Annotated in this window: 22 protein-coding genes; 17 read left to right on the forward strand and 5 right to left on the reverse strand. The window is 31.3% G+C overall.

Annotated features, from left to right (window positions below):
- The first annotated feature begins 211 nt into the window (after nt 1-211).
- Entirely contained in the window at nt 212-607 is a 396-nt protein-coding gene (locus tag C0512_RS09835) for a hypothetical protein (protein ID WP_290861066.1), read from the forward strand.
- On the opposite strand, the gene wecB is transcribed toward C0512_RS09835, so the two are convergent.
- Complete coding sequence (gene wecB / locus C0512_RS09840) at nt 588-1,703, reverse strand: non-hydrolyzing UDP-N-acetylglucosamine 2-epimerase (RefSeq protein WP_290861068.1); 1,116 nt, start codon at nt 1,701-1,703, stop codon at nt 588-590. The two genes, C0512_RS09835 and wecB, sit on opposite strands and share 20 nt — an antisense overlap.
- A 75-nt stretch (nt 1,704-1,778) precedes the next feature.
- On the opposite strand from wecB, the gene C0512_RS09845 reads away from it, so the two are divergent.
- From C0512_RS09845 to C0512_RS09870, 6 genes are all read left to right on the forward strand, one after another.
- On the forward strand, nt 1,779-2,882 hold the full coding sequence (locus tag C0512_RS09845; RefSeq protein WP_290861070.1) for a glycosyltransferase family 4 protein: 1,104 nt from the start codon (nt 1,779-1,781) through the stop codon (nt 2,880-2,882).
- A gap of 91 nt (nt 2,883-2,973) precedes the next feature.
- A complete protein-coding gene (locus C0512_RS09850) occupies nt 2,974-4,080 on the forward strand; it encodes a DUF1972 domain-containing protein (protein ID WP_290861072.1) in 1,107 nt (368 codons plus the stop codon).
- Complete coding sequence (locus tag C0512_RS09855) at nt 4,022-5,407, forward strand: O-antigen ligase (RefSeq protein WP_290861074.1); 1,386 nt, start codon at nt 4,022-4,024, stop codon at nt 5,405-5,407. Before C0512_RS09850 ends, C0512_RS09855 begins: the two co-directional genes overlap by 59 nt.
- A complete protein-coding gene (locus C0512_RS09860; RefSeq protein WP_290861076.1) occupies nt 5,352-6,335 on the forward strand; it encodes a UDP-glucuronic acid decarboxylase family protein in 984 nt (327 codons plus the stop codon). The genes C0512_RS09855 and C0512_RS09860 overlap by 56 nt, the downstream gene beginning before the upstream one ends.
- A gap of 1 nt (nt 6,336) precedes the next feature.
- Nucleotides 6,337-7,704, forward strand: coding sequence for an undecaprenyl-phosphate glucose phosphotransferase (locus tag C0512_RS09865; protein WP_290861078.1), 1,368 nt, complete (start codon nt 6,337-6,339; stop codon nt 7,702-7,704).
- Nucleotides 7,704-8,456, forward strand: a complete 753-nt coding sequence (locus C0512_RS09870) for a glycosyltransferase family 2 protein (protein WP_290861080.1) — start codon at nt 7,704-7,706, stop codon at nt 8,454-8,456. The genes C0512_RS09865 and C0512_RS09870 overlap by 1 nt, the downstream gene beginning before the upstream one ends.
- Here C0512_RS09870 and C0512_RS09875 read toward each other — a convergent pair.
- Entirely contained in the window at nt 8,453-9,796 is a 1,344-nt protein-coding gene (locus C0512_RS09875) for an AMP-binding protein (RefSeq protein WP_290861082.1), read from the reverse strand. The genes C0512_RS09870 and C0512_RS09875 overlap by 4 nt on opposite strands.
- A 148-nt stretch (nt 9,797-9,944) precedes the next feature.
- On the opposite strand from C0512_RS09875, the gene purD reads away from it, so the two are divergent.
- On the forward strand, nt 9,945-11,219 hold the full coding sequence (gene purD, locus C0512_RS09880; RefSeq protein ID WP_290861084.1) for a phosphoribosylamine--glycine ligase: 1,275 nt from the start codon (nt 9,945-9,947) through the stop codon (nt 11,217-11,219).
- On the opposite strand, the gene C0512_RS09885 is transcribed toward purD, so the two are convergent.
- A complete protein-coding gene (locus C0512_RS09885) occupies nt 11,211-11,441 on the reverse strand; it encodes a uracil phosphoribosyltransferase (RefSeq protein ID WP_290861086.1) in 231 nt (76 codons plus the stop codon). The two genes, purD and C0512_RS09885, sit on opposite strands and share 9 nt — an antisense overlap.
- A 46-nt stretch (nt 11,442-11,487) precedes the next feature.
- On the opposite strand from C0512_RS09885, the gene C0512_RS09890 reads away from it, so the two are divergent.
- Complete coding sequence (locus C0512_RS09890) at nt 11,488-12,429, forward strand: hypothetical protein (protein WP_290861088.1); 942 nt, start codon at nt 11,488-11,490, stop codon at nt 12,427-12,429.
- On the opposite strand, the gene upp is transcribed toward C0512_RS09890, so the two are convergent.
- On the reverse strand, nt 12,424-13,077 hold the full coding sequence (upp, locus tag C0512_RS09895) for a uracil phosphoribosyltransferase (protein ID WP_290861090.1): 654 nt from the start codon (nt 13,075-13,077) through the stop codon (nt 12,424-12,426). The genes C0512_RS09890 and upp overlap by 6 nt on opposite strands.
- Before the next feature lie 69 nt (nt 13,078-13,146).
- Between upp and C0512_RS09900 the strand changes: the two genes are divergently transcribed.
- Both C0512_RS09900 and C0512_RS09905 read left to right on the forward strand, forming a co-directional pair.
- Nucleotides 13,147-13,752 carry a DUF4254 domain-containing protein gene (locus tag C0512_RS09900; protein WP_290861092.1) on the forward strand — a complete coding sequence of 202 codons (606 nt, stop codon included), beginning with the start codon at nt 13,147-13,149 and terminating at the stop codon, nt 13,750-13,752.
- 153 nt (nt 13,753-13,905) lie between these two features.
- Nucleotides 13,906-14,910, forward strand: coding sequence for a glycosyltransferase family 9 protein (locus C0512_RS09905; protein ID WP_290861119.1), 1,005 nt, complete (start codon nt 13,906-13,908; stop codon nt 14,908-14,910).
- Between the two features lie 10 nt (nt 14,911-14,920).
- Here the strand turns inward: C0512_RS09905 and C0512_RS09910 are convergent, their stop codons facing one another.
- Nucleotides 14,921-15,973: a ferredoxin--NADP reductase gene (locus C0512_RS09910; protein ID WP_290861094.1), complete on the reverse strand. Its 1,053-nt coding sequence runs from the start codon at nt 15,971-15,973 to the stop codon at nt 14,921-14,923.
- Between the two features lie 128 nt (nt 15,974-16,101).
- Here C0512_RS09910 and C0512_RS09915 point away from each other — a divergent pair, with 128 nt between their 5' ends.
- The 6 genes from C0512_RS09915 to C0512_RS09940 all read left to right on the forward strand — a co-directional run bounded on the left by C0512_RS09915 (nt 16,102) and on the right by C0512_RS09940 (nt 22,286).
- Nucleotides 16,102-17,586 carry a DUF5687 family protein gene (locus tag C0512_RS09915; protein WP_290861096.1) on the forward strand — a complete coding sequence of 495 codons (1,485 nt, stop codon included), beginning with the start codon at nt 16,102-16,104 and terminating at the stop codon, nt 17,584-17,586.
- Nucleotides 17,587-17,600: 14 nt separating this feature from the next.
- Nucleotides 17,601-18,296, forward strand: coding sequence for an ABC transporter ATP-binding protein (locus tag C0512_RS09920; protein WP_290861098.1), 696 nt, complete (start codon nt 17,601-17,603; stop codon nt 18,294-18,296).
- Between the two features lie 142 nt (nt 18,297-18,438).
- Entirely contained in the window at nt 18,439-21,279 is a 2,841-nt protein-coding gene (locus C0512_RS09925; RefSeq protein WP_290861100.1) for a gliding motility protein, read from the forward strand.
- 8 nt (nt 21,280-21,287) lie between these two features.
- The gene (locus C0512_RS09930) at nt 21,288-21,695 is read left to right on the forward strand and encodes a polymer-forming cytoskeletal protein (protein WP_290861120.1); all 408 of its coding nucleotides are present in this window, start codon (nt 21,288-21,290) and stop codon (nt 21,693-21,695) included.
- Nucleotides 21,664-21,891, forward strand: a complete 228-nt coding sequence (locus C0512_RS09935; RefSeq protein ID WP_290861102.1) for an AtpZ/AtpI family protein — start codon at nt 21,664-21,666, stop codon at nt 21,889-21,891. Before C0512_RS09930 ends, C0512_RS09935 begins: the two co-directional genes overlap by 32 nt.
- Nucleotides 21,888-22,286, forward strand: coding sequence for a hypothetical protein (locus C0512_RS09940; RefSeq protein ID WP_290861104.1), 399 nt, complete (start codon nt 21,888-21,890; stop codon nt 22,284-22,286). Before C0512_RS09935 ends, C0512_RS09940 begins: the two co-directional genes overlap by 4 nt.

The following is a 22,286-nucleotide window of genomic DNA, read 5'->3' on the forward strand; positions in this document are numbered from 1 at the left end:
ACGCTCTTCCGATCTATAATCATCTGCATTAATTCTTTATTCAGCTATCTTTTATTATAACCCAAAAAGAAACGGAAAGGGGATTGAAGCATTTTTATATAAAGTAAAGATTGCACCCACAGAACCTTTTAAAACAAAAATTAATGCAGATGATTATAAAGACTTTAATGATAATTACCGTTCAGTAGAAAACATCAATACTATAAGTCAAATGAAGAATGAAGGGTTTTATACTCTTTTATTTGGTAAAGGATTAGGATCGAAAGTTGATCTAAAAAAAGATGTTTGGCTTGATAATACGCAAATGAGATTTATCTCCATTCTTCATAATGGATTTATGACGGTTTTTTTGAAAGCAGGAATAATAGGTGTTTTTATATTAATTGGCACTATTTTATTAACATTTCGTAAACAAAAAAACAACTATTTAATACAGAGTACCATAAATAAATTACTGTTTGGAACGGCCCTCTTTTTATTTATTTCGTATTGGGTTTTTATGGGCTTTTATTTTAAAGCAGATACTAAAGCAATTTTAATTGGATTACTCTTAGCTTATTCTGAACGATTATCTAAAGAAAATTTGATTACTGATTCTTCAAAATAGCTTTAATTTGTTCGCAAGTAGTTCCGTCACCATAAGGATTAGAGGAAGAAGCAATACTTGAATAATAGGATTGATTTTCTAGTAGTTTTAAAGTTTCAGAAACAATTTTAAACTTGTCAGACCCAACTAAAATAGCTGTTCCTGCATCGACCCCTTCGGTGCGTTCGGTTACTTCTCGCAATACTAAAACAGGTTTTCCTAAACTCGGAGCTTCTTCCTGAATACCGCCGGAATCTGTTAAAATCAAATAACTTTTGTCCATCATCCAAATCAACTCTTGATAATCCAAAGGAGCAATTAATTTGATGTTCGGTGCAATTAATTTTTGATGAGCTATTTCTTTAATGTTTGGATTCAAATGAACCGGATAAACAATTTCAACCGTTTCGCTGTGAGAACTAGCAATTTCTAATAAAGCTTCGCAAATTTCTTCAAAAGGTTTACCAAAATTTTCTCTTCTGTGACAAGTGACCAGAACAATTTTTTTGGTAAAATCAATGGATTTAAATTCATTTAAAAATGTTGATTCATCTGCAATTTTGATTTTTTCTAAACCCATTAAAAGAGCATCAATCACTGTATTTCCAACAACAAAAACATTTTCAGAGATGTTTTCATTTTTGAGATTTTCTTGTGCAACCGACGTTGGACAAAAATGATAAGAGGCTAATCTTGAAGTCAACACCCGATTCATTTCTTCCGGAAAAGGAGAATGCATATCGTTACTTCTGAGCCCTGCTTCAATGTGAACGACATCAATTTTTTGATAAAATGCAGCCAATGAAGCCGATAAAACGGTCGTGGTATCACCTTGAACAAATATATAATCAAAAGCATCTGTTAATAGAATATCCGATGTAATTCGTGCGATTAAATCGGAAGTCAGTTGATGAAGTGTTTGGTTATGCTTCATAATATTCAAATCATAATCTACTTTTATACCAAAAAAGTCAATTACCTGATCCAACATTTGACGATGTTGAGCGGTTACAGCAACCTTTACATCAAATTCAGAATCATCTGAAAAACTAGTAATTAAAGGAGCCATTTTAATCGCTTCCGGACGTGTTCCAAAGACAAAAAGAACTTTTTTCATGGATAATGTAAAATGATTTTAAAGAAATGTAAAACTACTAATTAAAACTATATTTGCAAGATAGAATAGTATATGATGAAAGTTTTATTTCAAACCCGAACCAATTTATTTGAAGCACCTGGTGGCGATATGGTTCAAATGCTTAAAACAAAAGAATTTCTTGAAAAAACAGGAATACAAGTAGATATATCTTTAGATTTTGAACCCAATTTAGAAGGTTACGACTTGGTTCATTTATTTAATTTAATGGAACCTCAGGATATTTACCTTCAGTTAAAAAATGCACATCGACAAAATAAAAAAGTAGTGCTTTCTACTATTTATGGATTATATACAGAGTTTGAACGAAAAGCTAGAGGAGGACTATTTCAAAAAGTAGCCAATTTTTTATCACCATATCAAATTGTTTATATCAAAACATTGGTAAAACACTACAAAGAAAAAAGAATGCACAAGGGTATTTTGCAAATGCTCTACAAAGGTCATTATGGGTTGATGAAAGAAATTGTGGATAATACAAGTGTTTTTCTTCCTAATTCAGATTCTGAAATGAAGCGAGTGGCAACGGAATTTAAACTTAAAAACCCAAAATACATTAGTATTCCAAATGCCATTGATAAGTCTGTATTTACAGAGTCAGAAGACAATCAAACGAATCCCTTTTTAAAATATAAAGATTGTATTTTGTGTGCCGCCAGAATCGAAGGTAGAAAATCTACCCTAAATTTAGTTAGAGCAGTAAAAAATACCAAATATCAACTCGTTTTGGTTGGAAAAGAATCACAAAATCAAAAAGAATATGTCAATCAAGTACATCTCGAAGCTGGTGAGAACGTCACTTTTTTAGGAGCTATTTCTCATGAAGAATTAAAAAAATTATACCAAGTTTGTAAAGTTCACGCATTGGTTAGTTGGATGGAAACGCCCGGATTATCATCATTGGAAGCTGCTGCAATGGGTAAAAACATAGTTGTAACCACAAAAGGCGACACGTATGATTATTTTGAAGATTATGCTTTTTATTGCGAACCGGATGATATTGAATCTATTAAAAAAGCCATCACAAAAGCTTACGATAGTCCAGTAAATCCAAAATTAAAACAAAAAATTCTTGAAAAATATACTTGGGAACAAACAGCCATTGAAACATTAAAAGCTTATGAATTGGCTCTTCAATAAGGTAACTATTTTTTTAAATGAATTTTATTGAATTACACTAAGATAGTTTTTACTAAAACGTTATTTTTGCCGGTAGAATAACCCAAAAAGAATGAAAATAGCCATTCTCGGAACCCGCGGTATTCCAAATTATTACGGTGGTTTCGAACAATTTGCCGAATTTTTTTCTGTTTACCTGGCTCAAAAAGGGCATGAGGTATATTGTTATAATTCGCACAATCATAAATTTCAGGAAAATAACTTCAAAGGTGTTCATATCATTCACCAACACGACCCGGAATATAAATACGGAACATTTGGTCAATTTATCTATGATTACAATTGTATTTTAGACTCCCGCAAAAGAGATTTTGATATCATTCTGCAATTGGGTTACACCAGTAATTCGGTTTGGTTTTTCATGCTGCCTAAAAAAGCAATTATTATTACCAATATGGACGGCATCGAATGGAAACGTTCAAAATATAGTCGTCCGGTGCAACAATTTTTGCGTTTTGCTGAACGATTAGCGGCAATCAGCAGTGATTATTTGGTTTCAGATTCCATAGGAATTCAAACTTTTTTGAAAAATAGATATAAAAAAGAATCTACTTATATCGCTTACGGAGCTTATCCTTTCACCAATCCAAATGATTCAATTCTAACGGAATACCACGTTGAAAAAGAAAAATTCAACATGATTATGGCTCGTTTTGAACCTGAAAATAATTTTGAAATGGTGTTGGATGGTGTAGTTAAAAGTGAAGATAAAACCCCAATTTTAGTCATTGGTAATCACAATACAAAATATGGAGAATACCTGAAATCAAGATATAAAAACCAATTTAACATCAAATTTTTAGGAGCTATTTATAACCTTGAACATTTGAATAATCTTCGCTATTTTTCTAAATTATATTTCCATGGACATTCAGTTGGCGGAACCAATCCTTCATTGTTGGAAGCTATGGCCTCTAAAGCTTTAGTTTTAGCCCACAACAATGATTTTAATCGTGGTATTTTAAAAGAAAACAGCTATTATTTTTCCAATGCAGAAGAAGTAAAAAATTTACTGCTCAAAATCAAAAAAAATGATAACTTGCAATTCATTCAAAATAACTTTGAAGCCATTGTAAACAAATTTAACTGGGAGAAAATAAATGGGGAGTATCTTCAACTTTTTGAGCAATGTATGGCTAGACATCAAGCAGGAAAATAAACAACATTTTTCTTTTATTCCCTTTTTGTTGGTATTGTGTACTATTCCGATGGCTTATGGAATAAACAATGTTTTTTTAGCGATATTCTCGCTTTCCGTTTTAATTAAATATTCCTCTTCAACATTTCGAATTCAAAAATGGCTTTTACCTGCCGTGGCTTTATTTTTATTAATGCTGCTTTCTTACTTTTGGAGCATTGATAAAGAAGCAACATTAAAAGCAATTCCAAAGGAAATCAGTTTACTGTTGATTCCAATTTTGTTTATGGTTATGAAACCATTTTCAAAGGAACAAGTGCAAAAAATCATCAAATATTATAGTTATGCGATGGTCTTATATGTGACTTTTTATTTGCTTAAAGCGATGGTGCGATTTATTTTAACGAATGATACAAATGTCTTTTTTTATCACGAATTAGTCACCAAAGAAGTCAATGCCATTCATGTTTCTGTCTATGTAGCAGTTGCCTTTTTTTACTTTTTTACAAAAGAAGTTAAAACGAAACTAGAAATTTTTTGCAGCCTCTTGCTTTTTGGATTTATACTGTTATTATCTTCCAAAAATATCGTATTGGTTTTTATCCTTTTAATTTTAGTAGATTACTTTTTCTATTCTAAAATAGCACATAAAATGCGATTAAGAAATATGTTGGTTTTTTTAGTTCTTCTAGTTACTTTGTTTTTTGCCGGTAAAATAAAAGAACGATTTCAGGCAGAATTTCAATCCAATACAGAAAAAAGTTTAAGTTCTACAGTGATCGATAAAGACGTTATTGGAGTAAACGTGTTGAGTGTTCATGAGGCATGGACCAATGAAAAATTTACACCCAATGATTTTTTCCCCGGCACGGCTTTTCGGGCCTATCAAGCTAGAATGTTTTTTGAATTATTTCAGGAAGAAACTGTTTTTTGGAAAGGATATGGACTAAATGCTTCTTTTAAAAAATTAGAGGAAAAAGCCATTAAATATGATGTTTTTAGAGGAAATGAAACCCAAGAAGGTTACCAAACAAAAAACTTTCACAATCAATATATTCAAAATTTTGCTGAATTGGGATTTTTTGGTTTTCTGATTTTAGTCATAATGTTGCTTTTTACCCTTAAAAAAACTATACAGAACAAAGATTTTATACAAATTGCTTTTGCAGTTCTAATGATAAGTTTATTTTTGACAGAATCTTTCTTATGGAGACAACGAGGGGTAATGTTTTTTACATTACTTTATTGTTTGTTTGCTACTGAAGATTATTTTGCCCCTAAAAAAATGTTTTATGAAAAGAATTTTAATAACAGGTGCCGCCGGATTTTTAGGCTCGCATCTATGTGATCGATTTATTGCTGAAGGTTATTATGTGATTGGGATGGATAATTTGATTACCGGAGATTTAAAAAATATCCAGCATTTATTTAAACTGGAAAATTTTGAGTTTTATCATCATGATGTAACCAAATTTGTATTTGTACCTGGCAACTTAGACTATATTCTGCATTTTGCCTCACCGGCAAGTCCAATCGATTATTTAAAAATTCCTATTCAAACATTAAAAGTTGGATCGCTAGGAACGCATAATTTACTCGGTTTAGCAAGAGTAAAAAATGCCAGAATTTTAATTGCATCTACCTCTGAAGTTTATGGAGACCCATTGATTCATCCACAAACGGAAGAATATTACGGAAATGTAAATACCATTGGTCCACGTGGTGTTTATGATGAAGCAAAACGTTTTCAGGAATCCATTACAATGGCTTATCATACTTTTCATGGTTTAGAAACCAGAATCGTTAGAATATTTAATACTTACGGGCCAAGAATGCGATTAAATGATGGTCGTGTAATTCCGGCTTTTATTGGACAAGCATTAAGAGGAGAAGATTTAACTATTTTTGGCGATGGCATGCAAACGCGTTCCTTCTGTTATGTAGATGATCAAGTAGAAGGTATTTATCGTCTTCTATTATCTGATTATGATTTACCGGTCAATATTGGAAATCCGGATGAAATCACGATTAAAGATTTTGCGGATGAAATAATTAAATTAACCGGAACAACTCAAAAAGTAGTTTATCATCCTTTACCAATTAATGATCCGTTACAACGACAACCGGATATAACCAAAGCAAGAGCAATTTTAGGGTGGGAACCAAAAGTTTCAAGAGAGGAAGGAATGAAAATAACCTTTGATTATTTTAAAACACTTTCAACTGAAGAGTTGTTAAAAGAAGAACATAAAGATTTTTCGGGTTTTATTCATTAATATGGTAGCTAATCAAAAAGGAAGATATTCTAAATTTATTAGACCGATAAGTGTCTCACTGGACTTGTTGGTCATTACATTGTTAGCCTTTTTCTTTTTTGAAGAATTAAATCTTGATTTTTTTCTTTTTGAAACATATCAAGTGGTATGTTGGATTTTAATTGCCTTTTTTGTCGGTTTTTATGAAGTATATCGATTTACGACGCCGGTTGAAATTTTATCTAAAATTTTAAAACAATCGATTGTATTTCTATTGGTTGTTATTGCCTATTTTCCTTTTGCAAAAAATTCCTTGTTTAGTGGAAAAGCCGTGGCATTGTTTATGACATCAAGTTTTATTTTGATTGTATTCATTAAATATTTATTGTTTTATTATCTAAAAAAATATAGAATTGTAACCGGAAGTAATTTTAGAAATGCCGTTATAATTGGCTATTCTGAAGAAGCAATTAATTTGAAAGAGCTTTTTGAAAAAAGAAATGATTACGGCTACCGCTTTTTTGGTTTTTTCTCAGATAAAAAAAGCAATGAAAACATTAAAGGAAAAGTTTCAGAGATTAAAGAGTTTGTAATAAACAACAAGATAGATGAAATCTATTGTTCATTGAATGAAATTACAAATGAGCAATTAAAAGATTTGGTTGAATTTGCTGATGAAAACAACAAAACCATCAAGTTTATTCCTGATACAAAACAGATTTTTTCTAAAAACCTGAAAATCGATTATTACGAAATGTTTCCGGTTTTATCGCTTCAACGAACGTTGCTTCATGAACCAATTACCAAAACATTCAAAAGGATATTTGATATTGTCTTTTCTTTGTGTGTAATCGTTTTTCTTTTATCATGGTTAGTACCGCTTTTAGCATTGTTAATAAAACTTGAATCAAAAGGACCTGTTTTTTTTAAACAAGGAAGACCGGGTTTAGATGAAGAAGAGTTTTTTTGTTATAAATTTCGGTCTATGCAAATGAATCATACGACAGAAAAAGAAGCCTCGAAAAATGATCCAAGGGTAACAAAAATTGGACGATTTTTAAGAAAAACAAGCTTAGACGAGTTACCTCAATTTTTCAACGTGTTGTTAGGCGATATGTCAGTTGTAGGTCCGAGACCTCATTTATGGTCCCAAAACCGAGTTTATGGAAATCGCGTTAAAAAATATATGGTTCGCCACTATGTCAAACCGGGAATTACCGGGCTGGCACAAGTAAAAGGTTTTAGAGGAGAAATAGAGACAGATGAAGACATGATTAATCGCATTAAATTAGATGTCTTTTATATTGAAAACTGGTCATTTGTTTTAGACATAAAAATTATTTTTCAAACCGTCATAAATATCTTCAGGGGTGAAGAGAAAGCGTATTAATGTCGGCTTTAGTTTCAATCATTACACCCACTTATAATTCAGCAAAATATATTGCAGAAACGATTTTATCAGTTCAAAATCAGACCTATTCAACTTGGGAAATGATTATTGTTGACGACGGATCGGTAGATGAGACGGAAAATATCATAAAATCAATTTCAGCACACGACAAAAGAATACAATTCATAAAATTGAATCAAAATTCCGGTCCCGCCATTGCCCGTAATAAAGGAATTGAAAAAGCTCAAGGAGATTATATGACATTTTTAGACGCTGATGATATTTGGTTTCCGGGATTTATCGAAAACAGCATTAGAACAATTGAAGAAACAGGAATTCACTTTGTTTTTTCTTCTTATAAACGCTCAAACGAAGAATTGGAATTTGTTTATTCCGATTTTATTGTCCCTCAAAAAGTAACTTATTCGGATATTTTAAAAACAAATTCCATCAGTTGTTTGACCGCATTTATTGATATAAAAAGCTTAAGTAAAAAAACAATGCCTATCATCAGAAAGCGTCAAGATATGGGACTTTGGCTGAGTTATTTAAAAGAAATTCCATTTGCATACGGTATTCAGGAAACCCAAGCAATTTACCGAATAAGACAAAATTCTCTTTCTCGTAAAAAATCAGATTTAATTAAATACCAATGGCAATTTTATAGAGAAGTAGAAAAGTTAACGGTTTTACAATCGATGTATTATATGACGCATTGGATGGTTAGAGGGTTTTTAAAATATCGAAACTAACGAATAGAATTTAGAGTTGATTCAATAATTTGAGGTTTACCAGAGGGTGTCGATTTGATAAATTCAACTTTTCTGAATTCAATTTTTAAAGTTTTATCAGTTAATAAATCTATTTTGGATTTTATTTCATCCAAAACACTTTCTTTAAAAGTAAAAAATTCATCAACAATATATTCAAAAAGAATAGCTTCTTTATTTTCCTGAATAATCTTAAATTGTTTGATTTCAGGATAATATTCAACTATGCCGGTAAAACTATGCACAATCAATGTTTTGTTATTTGGTGTGATTACGACATCCGTTTCACGACCTATAATTTTTTCTAAAATAGGATATTGAAAAGCTCTGTTTTTCGGATATTTATCTTTAGGAAGTTTAATCGCTAAATCCCCTAGTTTATATCGAATCATTGGCATAGAATAGGAGACTAAAGAGGTTACTAAAACATGACCAATTTCTCCGTCGGAAACAGGATTGCCAAAATCGTCAACAATTTCAATTTCAACAGCGGGAGACATCACATAATAATAGTCTAAATCATTTGTACAAGCCATTAAAATTCCTTCAGCACAACCGTAAGTGTCAATTATTTTAGGATTTTTAAAAGCGGCAACAAAGTTTTTTCTAAAATGCGGAAATAATTTATCACCTAAAGAAATTACTCCTTTTATTTTGTAATTTAAATTGTGTTTTATTAACGTTTTCGCAAATTCATTAATTGCAGAAGGATAACCAACAATATATTCTATTTTCTTTTTTTTTAAAAGTTGTGCAGTTTCTTTTAATTTGGTTTCATCAAGAGCAAAACTATTGAGATAATGAACATTATAAAAAATATCTTTCATGTTTTTTGGAAAAACCCTATTTGGGGACATTCCAAATTGCAAAACAGCATCTCCGATTTTATAGTCTGACCACATATACCAATGCGTCTGTAAACCCTGAAGATAATACTTGTGTTTTTTATCAGTATAGGAATAAGACTGAATTCCACTACTTCCGCTACTGAAATTTTTTTGTAATGAAGTTACATCGTATTTATCAGAAACTAAATTTTCTTTTTGTTCTCTTAGAATTTCTTTTGTTAATATAGGAAAATCAGACAAGGATAATTCAGCAGTACTATTTTTGGAATTGAAATAATTTTTATAAAACGGAACTGTTTTAGAGGCGTGCAATAACATTTTATTTAAATTTATTTTTTGAATTTTTTCTAGTTCTGTCTCAGACATGCTATCAAATTGATTCCAATCTTTTAAGGATTTTAAGTACTTTGCATTAAGTACTTTGTCTCCTAATGTTACAATTGTTTCAATCAATAAATTTTTAAACAAAATCATCTATAATATAATTATTTTCTACAGTAGAATTAATTTTCAAAAATAATAAAACCTTTAACCGAAAGCTATATTCTCACACTTTTTTTGCAATATCGTTTTAACTTCTATTTAAATCACCTTATTTTTGCAACTCTAACAACAACACGACATGACAATTTTACTACTTGGTTCCGGCGGAAGAGAACATGCTTTAGCTTGGAAAATGCTTCAAAGTTCAAAATGCACTAAACTTTTTGTGGCTCCGGGAAATGCAGGAACAGCTTCAATTGCAACCAATATTTCAATGCAACCAACCGATTTCGAATCAATTAAAAAGTTTGTAATTGAAGAAAAAGTAGAAATGGTTGTCGTTGGCCCTGAAGATCCATTAGTTTTAGGAATTTATGATTTCTTCAAAAATGATGATAAATTGTTTACAATTCCGGTAATAGGACCATCAAAAGAGGGGGCAAAACTCGAAGGAAGTAAAGAATATGCCAAACAATTTTTAATCAAACACAAAATTCCTACCGCAGCTTATGATAGTTTTACTGCCGAAACAGTTGAAAATGGATGTAAGTTTCTTGAAACACTTTCACCTCCTTACGTATTAAAAGCTGACGGTTTAGCTGCCGGAAAAGGGGTTGTAATTCTGAACAATTTAGCTGAGGCAAAAACAGAATTGAGAAATATGCTCGTTCATCAAAAATTTGGAAAAGCCAGTTCAAAAGTGGTAATTGAAGAATTTCTGGATGGTATTGAATTGAGTTGTTTTGTATTAACCGATGGAAAAAACTATAAAATTCTTCCGACGGCTAAAGATTATAAACGAATTGGCGAAGGAGATACCGGCTTGAATACCGGAGGAATGGGAGCTGTTTCACCGGTCCCTTTTGCAGATGAAATCTTGATGGAAAAAATCGAGACAAGAATTGTTAAACCAACTATTGAAGGTCTTCAAAAAGACGGAATTGAATATAAAGGATTTGTTTTTATTGGCTTAATAAACGTAAAAGGAGAGCCAATTGTTATTGAATATAATGTTAGAATGGGTGATCCGGAGACCGAAGTTGTGATTCCTCGGATTAAATCGGATTTGGTTGAGTTGTTTTTAGCGGTTGCCAATGAAAAATTAAATGAAATTACTTTAGAAATTGATCAAAGAAGTGCTACAACAATTATGGTTGTTTCTGGAGGATATCCGGAAGAATTTGAAAAAGGCAAAATAATTTCCGGTATTTCAGCAGTGAAAGATTCTATTGTTTTTCATGCCGGGACAAAATTTGAAAATGACACGGTAGTTTCTAATGGTGGTAGAGTACTAACAGTTACCTCTTATGGGAATGACTTTCAAGAGGCCATAAAAAAATCTTACCAAAACATAGAAAAGCTACATTTTGATAAGATGTATTATAGAAAAGATATCGGTTTCGACTTACTTTAAAAAAGAGTGAGCCGTTGTATCTTGATTTTCTTCGTTGTTAGCTTTATGTTGTTTCAATTGTAAAGTCCAATAAACAAGTGAAACAAAACAAACAAGCATGAATATGAAATTTAGCGTATTAGCACCCCACCAGCTTGATAATTCTAAACTTCTGAAAAAATCAAAAGGAATGAATAAAAAGTCTACGAATAAGGTTTGAATTCCTTCGAAAAATGCTTTCATGGTATAAAGTATTATATTTACAATCGCAAAAGTATAAAATATCCTTATGATAGCAAGTGTTTTTAGTAAATCAAGACCATTTAATTATATTTTAATTACCAGTTTGTTGGTTTTTTGCTATTTCATTTATCAAATCAAGCATGTAATCGTTACGGAAGATTCATCTTTGACGCTTTTTGATGTGATTCAAAAAGGCACGGTTTTACTTTTGGTAACCGCCTCATTATTCATAACTAATTTCATTACAAAGCGAAATGGATTGAGCAAAGACAATAGTTATTCATTTCTATTTTATTTTACTTTCTTACTATTTATTCCCTCAGTTTTCAACAAAATAAATTTAATTCTGGCTTCTTTTTTTATTTTATTGGCATTACGTAGATTGATTTCTATGAAATCATTAATTACGCCTAAAGAAAAAATATTTGATGCCTCATTATGGATATTTATAGCGACACTTTTTCATTTTTGGAGTATTTTATTTATTGTGATTGTTTTTGCCTCTATTATTTTTCACGTTTCCAGTGATTATAGAAATTGGATTTTACCTTTTATTGCTTTTTTTACTGTGGGAGTTATATTTTTATTTTTTTCGTTACTAATAGATAAAGAATGGATAAGCATTGTTTGGAAACAAATAGATTCAAACTTTGATTTTCATTATTTTAGTAATTCTGTCGAAAATCTGGCTTTGACACTTTTTATTATTTTTTCAGTATTTTTTCTATTCGCGATGCTACTTACTCTGTCGAGAAGACCTTTAATTTTACATGCATCTTATAAAAAAATAATTTTCAGCTTATTAATCAGCTTGTTAATTTATGTTTTTTCTCCCGTAAAAAGTAATGATTTGCTTATTTTCAGCATTTTACCACTTTCCGTTTTAGCTACAGCCTATCTTGAATTTATCAGAGATTCTATGTTAAAGGAAATTATTACAAGTAGCATTGTAATCACGGGGTTATTACTGTTTATGTTTCAATTATAATTTAACACCATAGGCTAAATCACCGGCATCACCTAGACCCGGTACGATATAGTTTTTTTCATTTAATTTATCATCTAAAGCAGCGACCCATAAATGGCAATTAGCAGGTAGATTTTTTTCTAAATAAGCTATTCCTTCGGGTGCAGCAATCACTACTGCAATATGAATTTCTTTTGGATTTTGGTCTAAATGTAGTTTGTTTAAAACTGCAACAATCGATTGTCCGGTGGCTAACATGGGGTCAATTAAAATCAAGGTTTTGTTTTCAAACGATGGAGCAGCTTGGTATTCCACCAAAATATCAAAATAATCATCGTTGTTTGGATGGTGGCGATAGGCTGATACAAATCCGTTTTCAGCATTGTCAAAAATATTCATGAAACCGGTGTGCAAAGCTAAACCAGCCCTTAAAATGGAACATAAAACAACATGATCTTCCAAAGCCGTTGTTTTTTTAATACCAAGCGGCGTTTGTACTTCAATGTTTTTGTAAGGCAGTGTTTTGCTCAATTCATATGCCATGATTTCACCGATACGTTCGATGTTTTTACGAAATCGCATACTGTCTTTTTGTACTGCAACATCGCGAATCTGTGCCAAAAAATGATTGAGAATACTGTTTTGTTCGGAGATATAATGAAGATGCATAAACCTTTTGAATTGGAATTAGTTTGATAAAGGTATAAAAAGTATATTTGTATTTTAAAATTAATAGGTATGTTTTCACAAATTGCATTTTCTGTTTTCGAACAAAGTATTGTTGATTATCACATTCATAACGATGTAGATCAACCCATTAACAACCCGTATGCGAAAGATAAAATTGAGCATTTATTGTATGCAAAAAATTGGGTAGACACCGTTCAATGGCATTATGAAGACATTATTCGTGATCCACAAATTGATCCGATAGATGCTTTAACGTTGAAAAGAAAAATTGACGCATCAAATCAGGTTCGTACCGATATGGTAGAATATATTGATAGTTATTTTCTTCAAAAATACAGCGGTGTTTCTGTCAAAGCAGATGCAAAAATCAATACCGAAAGTCCGGCATGGGCATTTGACCGACTTTCTATTTTGGCTTTAAAAATTTATCACATGAATGAGGAAGCTACTCGGGCAGAAGCATCGGCAGAACATAGAGCAAAATGTCAAGAGAAATTAAATGTATTATTAGAACAAAAAAGTGATATGTTTTCATCTATAGACCAACTACTGAAAGATATTGAAAGTGGTGATAAATTCATGAAAGTCTACAAGCAAATGAAAATGTACAATGATGAGGAATTAAATCCGGTGTTATATCAAAATAAGAAGTAAACTTTTTTTGAACCATTAAGGCAGTAAGAAAAGTTGAGTTTCAAAACTTAATAAAACTTATCCCGAAACTTCGGGACTTAATGGTTTTAAATTTTCAACAAGCAATCATTGCCTCAAATAATCCAACATATCGCCGTCATCCGTCTATCTGCAATGGGCGATGTCGCTATGACGGTCCCGGTTATAAGAGCATTTGTGAAACAATATCCTGACGTTAAACTTACCATTGTTTCCCGACCTTTTTTTAAACCTTTTTTTGAAGGTATTCTGAATGTTGATTTTTTTTCTGTCGATGTAAAAAAGCGACATAAAGGTTTTTTAGGCTTACTCAAATTATATTCCGATTTAAAAAAATTGAATATTGATGCAGTTGCTGATTTGCATAATGTTCTTCGTTCAAAAGTAGTTAGGACATTATTTGTGGTCAGTGGGAAAAAAGTAGCTTTTACGGATAAAGGAAGAGCTGAAAAAAAGGCTTTAACCAGTCTCACAAATAAAGTTTTCAAACCTTTACAACCGATGGTGGAACGCCATGCAATTACTTTTTCAGAACTTGGTTTTCCTTTAGATTTAAAGAGTCCGGAATTTCCTCTAAAGGCTTCATTATCGAATGAAATTTTATCAATCACGGGTGATAAGTCATCATCAATTGGAATAAGATGGATTGGAATCGCACCGTTTGCTCAATACGACAGCAAAGTCTATCCTTTGGATTTAATGCAAAAAGTGATTGATGCATTAGCCGAAAATAAGTCAAATAAAATTTTACTTTTTGGAGGAGGTAGCAAAGAAATTGAGCAATTAAATCGATTGCAAAACAATCATTACAATGTAATTGTTGTTGCGGGTAAACTAAACTTTCAAGAAGAGTTAAAGTTGATTTCTAATTTAAATGTGATGCTTTCCATGGATAGCGGGAATGCTCATATTGCCGCAATGTTGGGCGTAAAAGTTATCACACTTTGGGGAGCCACACATCCATTTGCAGGTTTTTCACCATATAATCAACCGTTAGAAAATTGCATTACAGCTGATAGAGAAAAGTTTCCATTGATTCCAACATCTGTTTATGGCAATAAAAAAGTTGCGGATTATGAAGACGCAATGAGAAGTATAGAACCGGAAAAAATAATTAGTAAAGTCAATAATTTACTTTAGAGGCAGTTCGTTACACATCATCATAATCTACAAAAATCTCATTCGAAGTTGGATAAGCCTGACAGGTTAAAATCAATCCTTCGGCAATTTCTTTGTCAGTTAAGATAGTGTTCTTTTTCATCTCTGCAGAACCTTTTGTAATGCGGGCCAAACAACTGCTACAAATGCCTCCTTGACAGGAATAAGGAGCATCTAAACTTTGTTTTAAAGCCGCTTCTAATACGTTTTGTTTTTGTGACATTTCAAAAGAAGTCTCTTCATCATCCAGTAAAATGGTAATTTTAGTGTGACCTTCTAACGATTTACTGATTTCATTCTCTGAAGAAGAAGCGGAAAATAATTCGAATTTAATATCTTTTTCTTTGATATTATTTTCTCTTAAAACACTAGTCACAAGGTTTATCATTTCTTCCGGCCCACATAAATAGAATTTATCAAAATCTTTTTCCTTGTGTTTGTTTTTCAAAACAAAATTTACTGCTGATTTATCTATTCTTCCAAATAATTGGTCATCTATCTTTTGTTGACTAAACACATAATGAACAAAAAAACGGCCTACATATTTTTGCTGTAATTCATGAAGTTGATTATAAAAGATAGTATCCGGGATACTTTTATTTCCATATACCAATATAAATGTGCTATTTGGCTCTTTTTCTAAAACGGTTTGAAGGATTGACATTACCGGTGTAATTCCACTTCCGGCCACAAAAGCAGCATAATTTTTTTGTTTGGAAGCATCGGGTTCAAAAGTAAATTTTCCTTCAGGAGTGCCCACTTCCAAAACTTTACCAATCGTTAATTGATCATTTGCAAATTTCGAAAAATAACCGTTTTTAATGGCTTTAACGGCAATACGCAAATCACCACTCTCCGGAGTAGAACATAAAGAATAAGCACGTCGAATCTCAATTCCGTCTAACGTAAGTTTTAAATTAATGTATTGCCCCGCTACAAATTGATAGTTTTCTTGAATTTCAGCAGGAACATGAAAAAGGATGGAAACAGCTTCCGGTGTTTCGCGTTTAATTTCTTTAACAGATAATTTAAAAAAAGTTGACATGGTATTTTTTTTGCAAAGTTACGAATCTGAAAGATTTTGATTGAGTTTGAAAACTATTTTTTCAGCTTTGTAGTAACAAAAAAGAATTTAGACTACTAACTTTACAATTCATAAAACTCAACTTGTTTATGTTCAAACATTTTATCAATCTCGAATGGAAAGCTTTTATACGATCAGCTAGTGTTGGAAAAAGTATCGGGTTAAAAATCTTTTTAGGTTTTTTAGCAGTTTATTTCATGTTGGCTTTTTTAGGATTGGGAGTAGCAATATATCCGTTGACAAAAGAATTTTTCCCTGAGCAAGAAGTGTTAACCGTCGTGAATAATTTTGTGCTAATTTGGTTAACCATAGAATTAATTTTTAGGTTTTTTATGCAATCATTGCCAGTTATAAATATTAAACCTTTACTTATCGTTCCAATAAAGAAAGAAAAAGTAATACATTTCGTGTTGTTGAAAAGCTTAACGTCTTTTTATAATTTATTACCATTATTCATCATTATACCCTTTGGTATCGTTTATATTTATAAAGAAAACAGTTCCGTTTTTTCTATGATTGTGTGGATGATAACCATGTATATTTTGATATTATGTATAAATTATATCAACTTTTTACTAAAAAAGAAATTTACAGACAACATCAAAGGATTGTTTCCATATCTTCTGCTTGTATTGATTTTATTAGCTTTAGAATACTTTTCTGTTTTTAGTATAACTAAATTTTTTGGAAATCAAATAGGTTATCTTCAATCTTATCCATTTTTGATGCTCATTCCGGCAGCGTTTTTATTCGGACTTTACAGTTGGAATTTTTATAATTTAAAAAGCAGGTTTTATATAGACAATTCCATACAAGCGAAAAAACAAGAGGTTTCAAATTCTGATTTTTCTTGGGTGAAACGTTTTGGTAAAATTGCTCCTTTTTTACAATTGGATTTAAAATTAATTTGGCGAAACAAACGACCTAAAACAACAGTTTGGCTCTCCCTCTTTTTCTTGTGCTATGGTTTGATTTTCTATCCAAACCCATCCTATCAAGATATGCCCGCCTTTTTTGTATTTGTTGGTATTTTTATAACCGGAATTTTTATGATAAACTTTGGACAGTTCATTCCTGCCTGGGATAGTTCATATTATTCGATGATGATGGCTCAAAACATTCCTTTAAAACAATATTTAAATTCAAAAGCAGGTTTAATGACTTTTTCAATTATCGTTTTAGCCATATTAAGCACACCTTATGTTTATTTTGGTATAAATATATTATTACTTAATCTGGCTTGTGCTTTATATAATATTGGAATAAATGTTCCTGTTTTGATTTTTGCAGGATCATTTAATAAAAAAAGAATCGATTTAGAAAAAAGTCCTTTTATGAACTACCAAGGTACTGGTGCAGCTCAGTGGCTAGTGGGCATCCCTTTGTTGCTGATTCCTTTGCTGATTTGGTATGCATTTTATAAATTTTTTAATTATGATATAGCCGTTATCGCTTTGGCTTTATTGGGTTTAATTGGTATTGTACTCCGAAATTTTTTAATGGAAAAAATAGCCAAACAATTTGCTAAAAAGAAATATGAAATGATTAACGGATTTAAACAACAAGAAAGTTAATAACCTATAAAACTATGATACAAGTTCAAAACCTTACCAAAACATACAACGGAACCACCGTTTTAAATATTGAGCACCTCGAAATTCCAAAAGGGCAAAGTTTCGGGTTGGTTGGAAATAACGGAGCAGGGAAAACAACTTTTTTCAGTTTGTTGTTAGATTTAATTCAGCCAACAACGGGTTTTATTACCAGTAATTCTATTCAAATTAACACGAATGAAAAATGGAAACCTTTTACGTCAGCCTTTATCGACGAAAGTTTCTTAATTGGTTATTTAACTCCGGAAGAATATTTCTATTTTATTGGTGAACTTCGCGGTTGGAACAAAGCTGACGTCGATAGTTTTTTAGTAAAATATGAAGATTTTTTTAATGGAGAAATTTTAAAAAACAAGAAATATTTACGCGATTTATCAAAAGGAAATTCTAAAAAAGTGGGTATTGTTGCCGCATTAATAGGAGAACCGGAAGTAATTATTTTAGATGAACCATTTGCTAATTTAGACCCAACCACACAAATTCGACTCAAAAAAATCATCAAAGAATTAGCAGATGATAACAGTGTGACTATTTTGGTTTCCAGTCATGATTTGCAACACACAGTTGAGGTTTCCAACCGAATTGTGGCTTTACAAAAAGGAGAAATAGTTTTAGATTTAATTCCTTCTTCTGAAACGCTGAAAGAATTAGAAGCTTTTTTTGCTGCTTAAATGGACAATAAACAGGAACGTTCTTTCATTTAATTTAATCAGGAAGAACGTTTCTGAACAAAAAAACCGCAATATTTTTCTCTATTTCAAAAAGAAACGTATTTTTACCCTTGCGATATACTAAAAACAGTACTTTTTAGTTATGCCATTAAACGTTTTTATTTTGAAATCCTCTATCTTTAGATATATTTTTACTTCTTTTTTATTAGTCTTTCTGATAGCTTGTTCTACCAGAAAAGATAAATTAGTGAATCGAAAATTTCAGGCACTTAATACAGAATTTAATGTATTATATAATGGTAATTTAGCCTTAGAGGCTGGTTTAAAAGATATTGTAGCCAATTATAATGATAATTATTGGGAAATACTTCCAATTGAAAGAATGCAAGTTGCTGAGGAAGAAATTCTTCCGGGGGAAAATAAAAATGCAAATTTCGAAAGAGCCGAAGATAAAGCTACAAAAGCAATTCAAAAACGGTCAATGCTTATAGAGGGAAGCGAAAAAAACCCTCAAATGGATGAAGCATATTTGCTTTTGGGAAAATCACGATATTACGACCAGCGTTTTATCCCTGCATTAGAAGCTTTCAATTATATTTTATATAAAAATCCGGATAGTGATAAAATTTATGAAGCTAAGATTTGGCGTGAAAAAACCAATGTTCGTTTGGAAAATGACGCTTTAGCCGTTAATAACCTTACAAAATTATTAAACGAAATTAAATTTAAAGACCAGATTTTTGCAGATGCAAATGCGACCCTTTCACAAGCCTATCTTAATTTAGAACAAAAAGACAGTGCCATTTCTAAATTAAAACAAGCTTTAAATTTTACTAAAAAAGATGAAGAAAAAGCTCGTTATCGCTTTATTTTAGGACAGTTATTTGAATCTATAAAGGAAAAAGACAGTGCTTTCGCCGCTTATCAGTCTGTAATCGATATGAAGCGAAAATCTCCAAGACAATATATTGTTCATGCTCAAATTAAACAGGCTCAACAGTTTGATTTCACCAAAGGAGACACATTAGCCTTCATGACAGAGTATAATAAATTGATTGATGATCGCGAAAACAGACCTTATTTAGATTTTTTATTTCACCAAAAAGCGTTGTTTTATCACCAACAAAATAATGTTAAAGAAGCCGTTTTTAACTATAACAATTCTTTGGATTATCAAACAAGTGATAAATATATGATGGCTTCAAACTATCGAAATATTGCTGAAATATATTTTTATAAGGCTGAATATCAAACTTCCGGAAAATATTATGACAGTACTTTGGTGTTGCTTAATCAAAGAACAAGAGAGTTCAAATCAATCCGAAAAAAGAGAGATAATTTAGAAGATGTAATTAAGTATGAAGGAATCGCTCAACGAAATGACAGCATTTTAAATATTGCCTCATTATCAGATGCTGATAAAATTGCTTTTTATGAAGATTACATCAATAAAATCAAAAAAGAAGATGAGTTTGCTGCAGAAGCAGCTAAAAAACTCAGAGAAGTAAGTGAAGATGAATCAAAATCAGGAAATTCTCAAAACCAAAATCAACTCGGAATAAAAAATAAAGCCAGTTTAGGACAAGCAAATCCTAAATCATCCACTTTTTATTTTTATAACCAAAGTTCAATTGATTTTGGAAAAAAAGAATTTATTAAAAACTGGGGAAAAAGATCATCGGAGGGAAATTGGAGACTGTCCAATAAAAAGCAAACTATTTCAACAGAGGAAGAAGAGGAAGTTGTTGAAAACACAAAAGAAGAAAAAATTGTTAGTGAAAAGGATAATTTAAGGTATTCACCAGAATTTTATATTGGACAATTGCCTAGTTCAAAAAAGGAATTAGATAGTATCGCGAAAGAAAGAAACTATGCCTATTATCAATTGGGAGTAATCTATAAAGAAAAATTTAAAGAATATCAGTTAGCTGCTGATCGATTAGAAATTTTATTGAAAAGCAAACCTGAAGAACGATTGGTGTTGCCGGCATTGTATAATTTATATAAAATATACGAAATCATTGATCCTGCAAAAGCCTTGACGATGAAAGAGAACATCATTACTCAATTCCCGGATTCCAGGTATGCTCAAATTTTAAGTAAATCGGGTACATCAGCAGAAAATCTAATTGACGATCCGGAAATTGTTTACAAGAACTTTTTTAAAGTATATGAAGATAGAGATTACAGACAAGTTATAGTAAATGTGGAACCGGCTATTGAGAAATTCACCGGAGAAGAAACCTTGCCTAAATTTGAATTGCTTAAAGCAAATGTAATAGGTAAAATTAAAGGGGTTTTTGAATACAGAAAAGCTTTAAATTATGTGTCTTTAACTTATCCAAATTCTGAAGAAGGTAAAGAAGCTGAATTACTGCTTTCAGATAATATTCCTTATTTAGAAAGTCTGTATTTTGATCAGGCTGAGCCAACCAGTTATAAAGTGCTTTATCATGCCGATAATTTAGAGGATAAAAAAACGAAGGTTTTAATTGAAAAAGTAGCTAAATTTATTAAAGAAAGAAACCAAAGTCAGTTAATTACTTCAATAGATTTGTATACTATGGACAAAAATTTCTTTGTAATTCATGGTTTGCGAGATGAAGAGTATGCTAAAGGCGTTGTGTCAATCTTGAAAGAGTTTAAAGATTATAAAATTTCAGAAAAAGCTATTATAATTTCCTCTGAAAATTATAAAATTGTTCAAATCAGAAAAAATTTAGAAGAATATTTGAACCCTGATTTAAGAGTTGTTCCGCCGCCATATGTTGCCAAGCCAAAACAACCAAAACAAACAGAAATTAAACAGGAAATAGTTATTCCAAATAAAAACCAGAAAAAGCCAGCACAAACTCAAAGCACTAATAATATGCAGCCTCCTTCCGGTATAGACGATCCAAAATCTACTCCAAAAGGAAATACAAGGCAAGATCCTGAATCACAAATGATGCCGCCTTCTCCTAATAATCCAAAAAAAGGGTAACCATGAGCATGTTTAAAAAAGATTCAAAATCATATACCGATTTACTTGGGAAAACAAACCGAATAGTTGAAAGTACAATTATTAAAGGAGATATTTCTTCCTCAGCTGATTTTAGATTGGATGGCCATTTAGTTGGCAATTTTCAATCAAAAGGAAAATTAGTTATTGGCCCCGCCGGAAGCGTTAAAGGCGATATTATTTGTAAAAATGCCGATATTGAAGGTAAGTTTGACGGAAAAATACAGGTTACAGAAATTTTAAGTATCAAATCAAAAGCTAGTATTCACGGTGAGGTTATTTGCGGAAAATTAGCAGTAGAACCCGGTGCTGAGTTTAGTGCTACTTGCGTGATGAAACCTAATGTAAAATCACTTTTACCTCAAAATGATTCCGGAACCGAAGAAAAAACCGCTTAATAAGTGGCTGCAACTCATCAATATTCCCATCCAAATGGGCGTGGTTATTTTTCTTTTTTCGTATTTGGGCAACTATTTAGATGAAAAGTATGGCAATGTAAACGAATCAAACACAAAAATTTTTACTTTACTTGGTGTTTTTTTAGCTTTGTATAATGTCTATCGTCAAGTGAACCAACTAAGCAAAGAAGAATGATAAGTATAAAAAAATTGTGGGACATTTATAAATACCTACTTGTTGTAGTTCCAATTTTTATTATTCACATTATTATTTTTCAAGAATCAACGTTGAAGAATGCCGCTCAAGGTTTTTATTACTCCATTCCATTTTTATATTTTATATATATTGTCTTCTCAAAAATTATTCTTTTTGTGATTATCAAAGTTTCTGAAAAGAATTTTGATTCTACCGGAATGACATTCTTGGTTTGTACATCAATAAAAATGGCAGTTTCCTATTTTATACTTCGTCCTATTTTAAATTCTTCTAGTGAAAACACCATTGAGAAAGTTAACTTTTTTGCCGTTTTCATTCTATTTTTAGCAATTGAAACACTAATTACCATACGATTATTGAACAAAAATCAGTAA

The sequence above is a fragment of the Flavobacterium sp. genome, from assembly GCF_013822155.1.
In the GTDB taxonomy this organism is placed as follows: Bacteria; Bacteroidota; Bacteroidia; order Flavobacteriales; family Flavobacteriaceae; genus Flavobacterium.

Coding starts and splice junctions, on each gene's coding strand:
- C0512_RS09835 (WP_290861066.1), top strand. CDS start 212: ATGAAGAATGAAGGGTTTTATACTCTTTTATTTGGTAAAGGATTAGGA.
- wecB (WP_290861068.1), bottom strand. CDS start 1,703: ATGAAAAAAGTTCTTTTTGTCTTTGGAACACGTCCGGAAGCGATTAAA.
- C0512_RS09845 (WP_290861070.1), top strand. CDS start 1,779: ATGAAAGTTTTATTTCAAACCCGAACCAATTTATTTGAAGCACCTGGT.
- C0512_RS09850 (WP_290861072.1), top strand. CDS start 2,974: ATGAAAATAGCCATTCTCGGAACCCGCGGTATTCCAAATTATTACGGT.
- C0512_RS09855 (WP_290861074.1), top strand. CDS start 4,022: ATGGGGAGTATCTTCAACTTTTTGAGCAATGTATGGCTAGACATCAAG.
- C0512_RS09860 (WP_290861076.1), top strand. CDS start 5,352: ATGAAAAGAATTTTAATAACAGGTGCCGCCGGATTTTTAGGCTCGCAT.
- C0512_RS09865 (WP_290861078.1), top strand. CDS start 6,337: ATGGTAGCTAATCAAAAAGGAAGATATTCTAAATTTATTAGACCGATA.
- C0512_RS09870 (WP_290861080.1), top strand. CDS start 7,704: ATGTCGGCTTTAGTTTCAATCATTACACCCACTTATAATTCAGCAAAA.
- C0512_RS09875 (WP_290861082.1), bottom strand. CDS start 9,796: ATGATTTTGTTTAAAAATTTATTGATTGAAACAATTGTAACATTAGGA.
- purD (WP_290861084.1), top strand. CDS start 9,945: ATGACAATTTTACTACTTGGTTCCGGCGGAAGAGAACATGCTTTAGCT.
- C0512_RS09885 (WP_290861086.1), bottom strand. CDS start 11,441: ATGAAAGCATTTTTCGAAGGAATTCAAACCTTATTCGTAGACTTTTTA.
- C0512_RS09890 (WP_290861088.1), top strand. CDS start 11,488: ATGATAGCAAGTGTTTTTAGTAAATCAAGACCATTTAATTATATTTTA.
- upp (WP_290861090.1), bottom strand. CDS start 13,077: ATGCATCTTCATTATATCTCCGAACAAAACAGTATTCTCAATCATTTT.
- C0512_RS09900 (WP_290861092.1), top strand. CDS start 13,147: ATGTTTTCACAAATTGCATTTTCTGTTTTCGAACAAAGTATTGTTGAT.
- C0512_RS09905 (WP_290861119.1), top strand. CDS start 13,906: ATGGGCGATGTCGCTATGACGGTCCCGGTTATAAGAGCATTTGTGAAA.
- C0512_RS09910 (WP_290861094.1), bottom strand. CDS start 15,973: ATGTCAACTTTTTTTAAATTATCTGTTAAAGAAATTAAACGCGAAACA.
- C0512_RS09915 (WP_290861096.1), top strand. CDS start 16,102: ATGTTCAAACATTTTATCAATCTCGAATGGAAAGCTTTTATACGATCA.
- C0512_RS09920 (WP_290861098.1), top strand. CDS start 17,601: ATGATACAAGTTCAAAACCTTACCAAAACATACAACGGAACCACCGTT.
- C0512_RS09925 (WP_290861100.1), top strand. CDS start 18,439: ATGCCATTAAACGTTTTTATTTTGAAATCCTCTATCTTTAGATATATT.
- C0512_RS09930 (WP_290861120.1), top strand. CDS start 21,288: ATGTTTAAAAAAGATTCAAAATCATATACCGATTTACTTGGGAAAACA.
- C0512_RS09935 (WP_290861102.1), top strand. CDS start 21,664: ATGATTCCGGAACCGAAGAAAAAACCGCTTAATAAGTGGCTGCAACTC.
- C0512_RS09940 (WP_290861104.1), top strand. CDS start 21,888: ATGATAAGTATAAAAAAATTGTGGGACATTTATAAATACCTACTTGTT.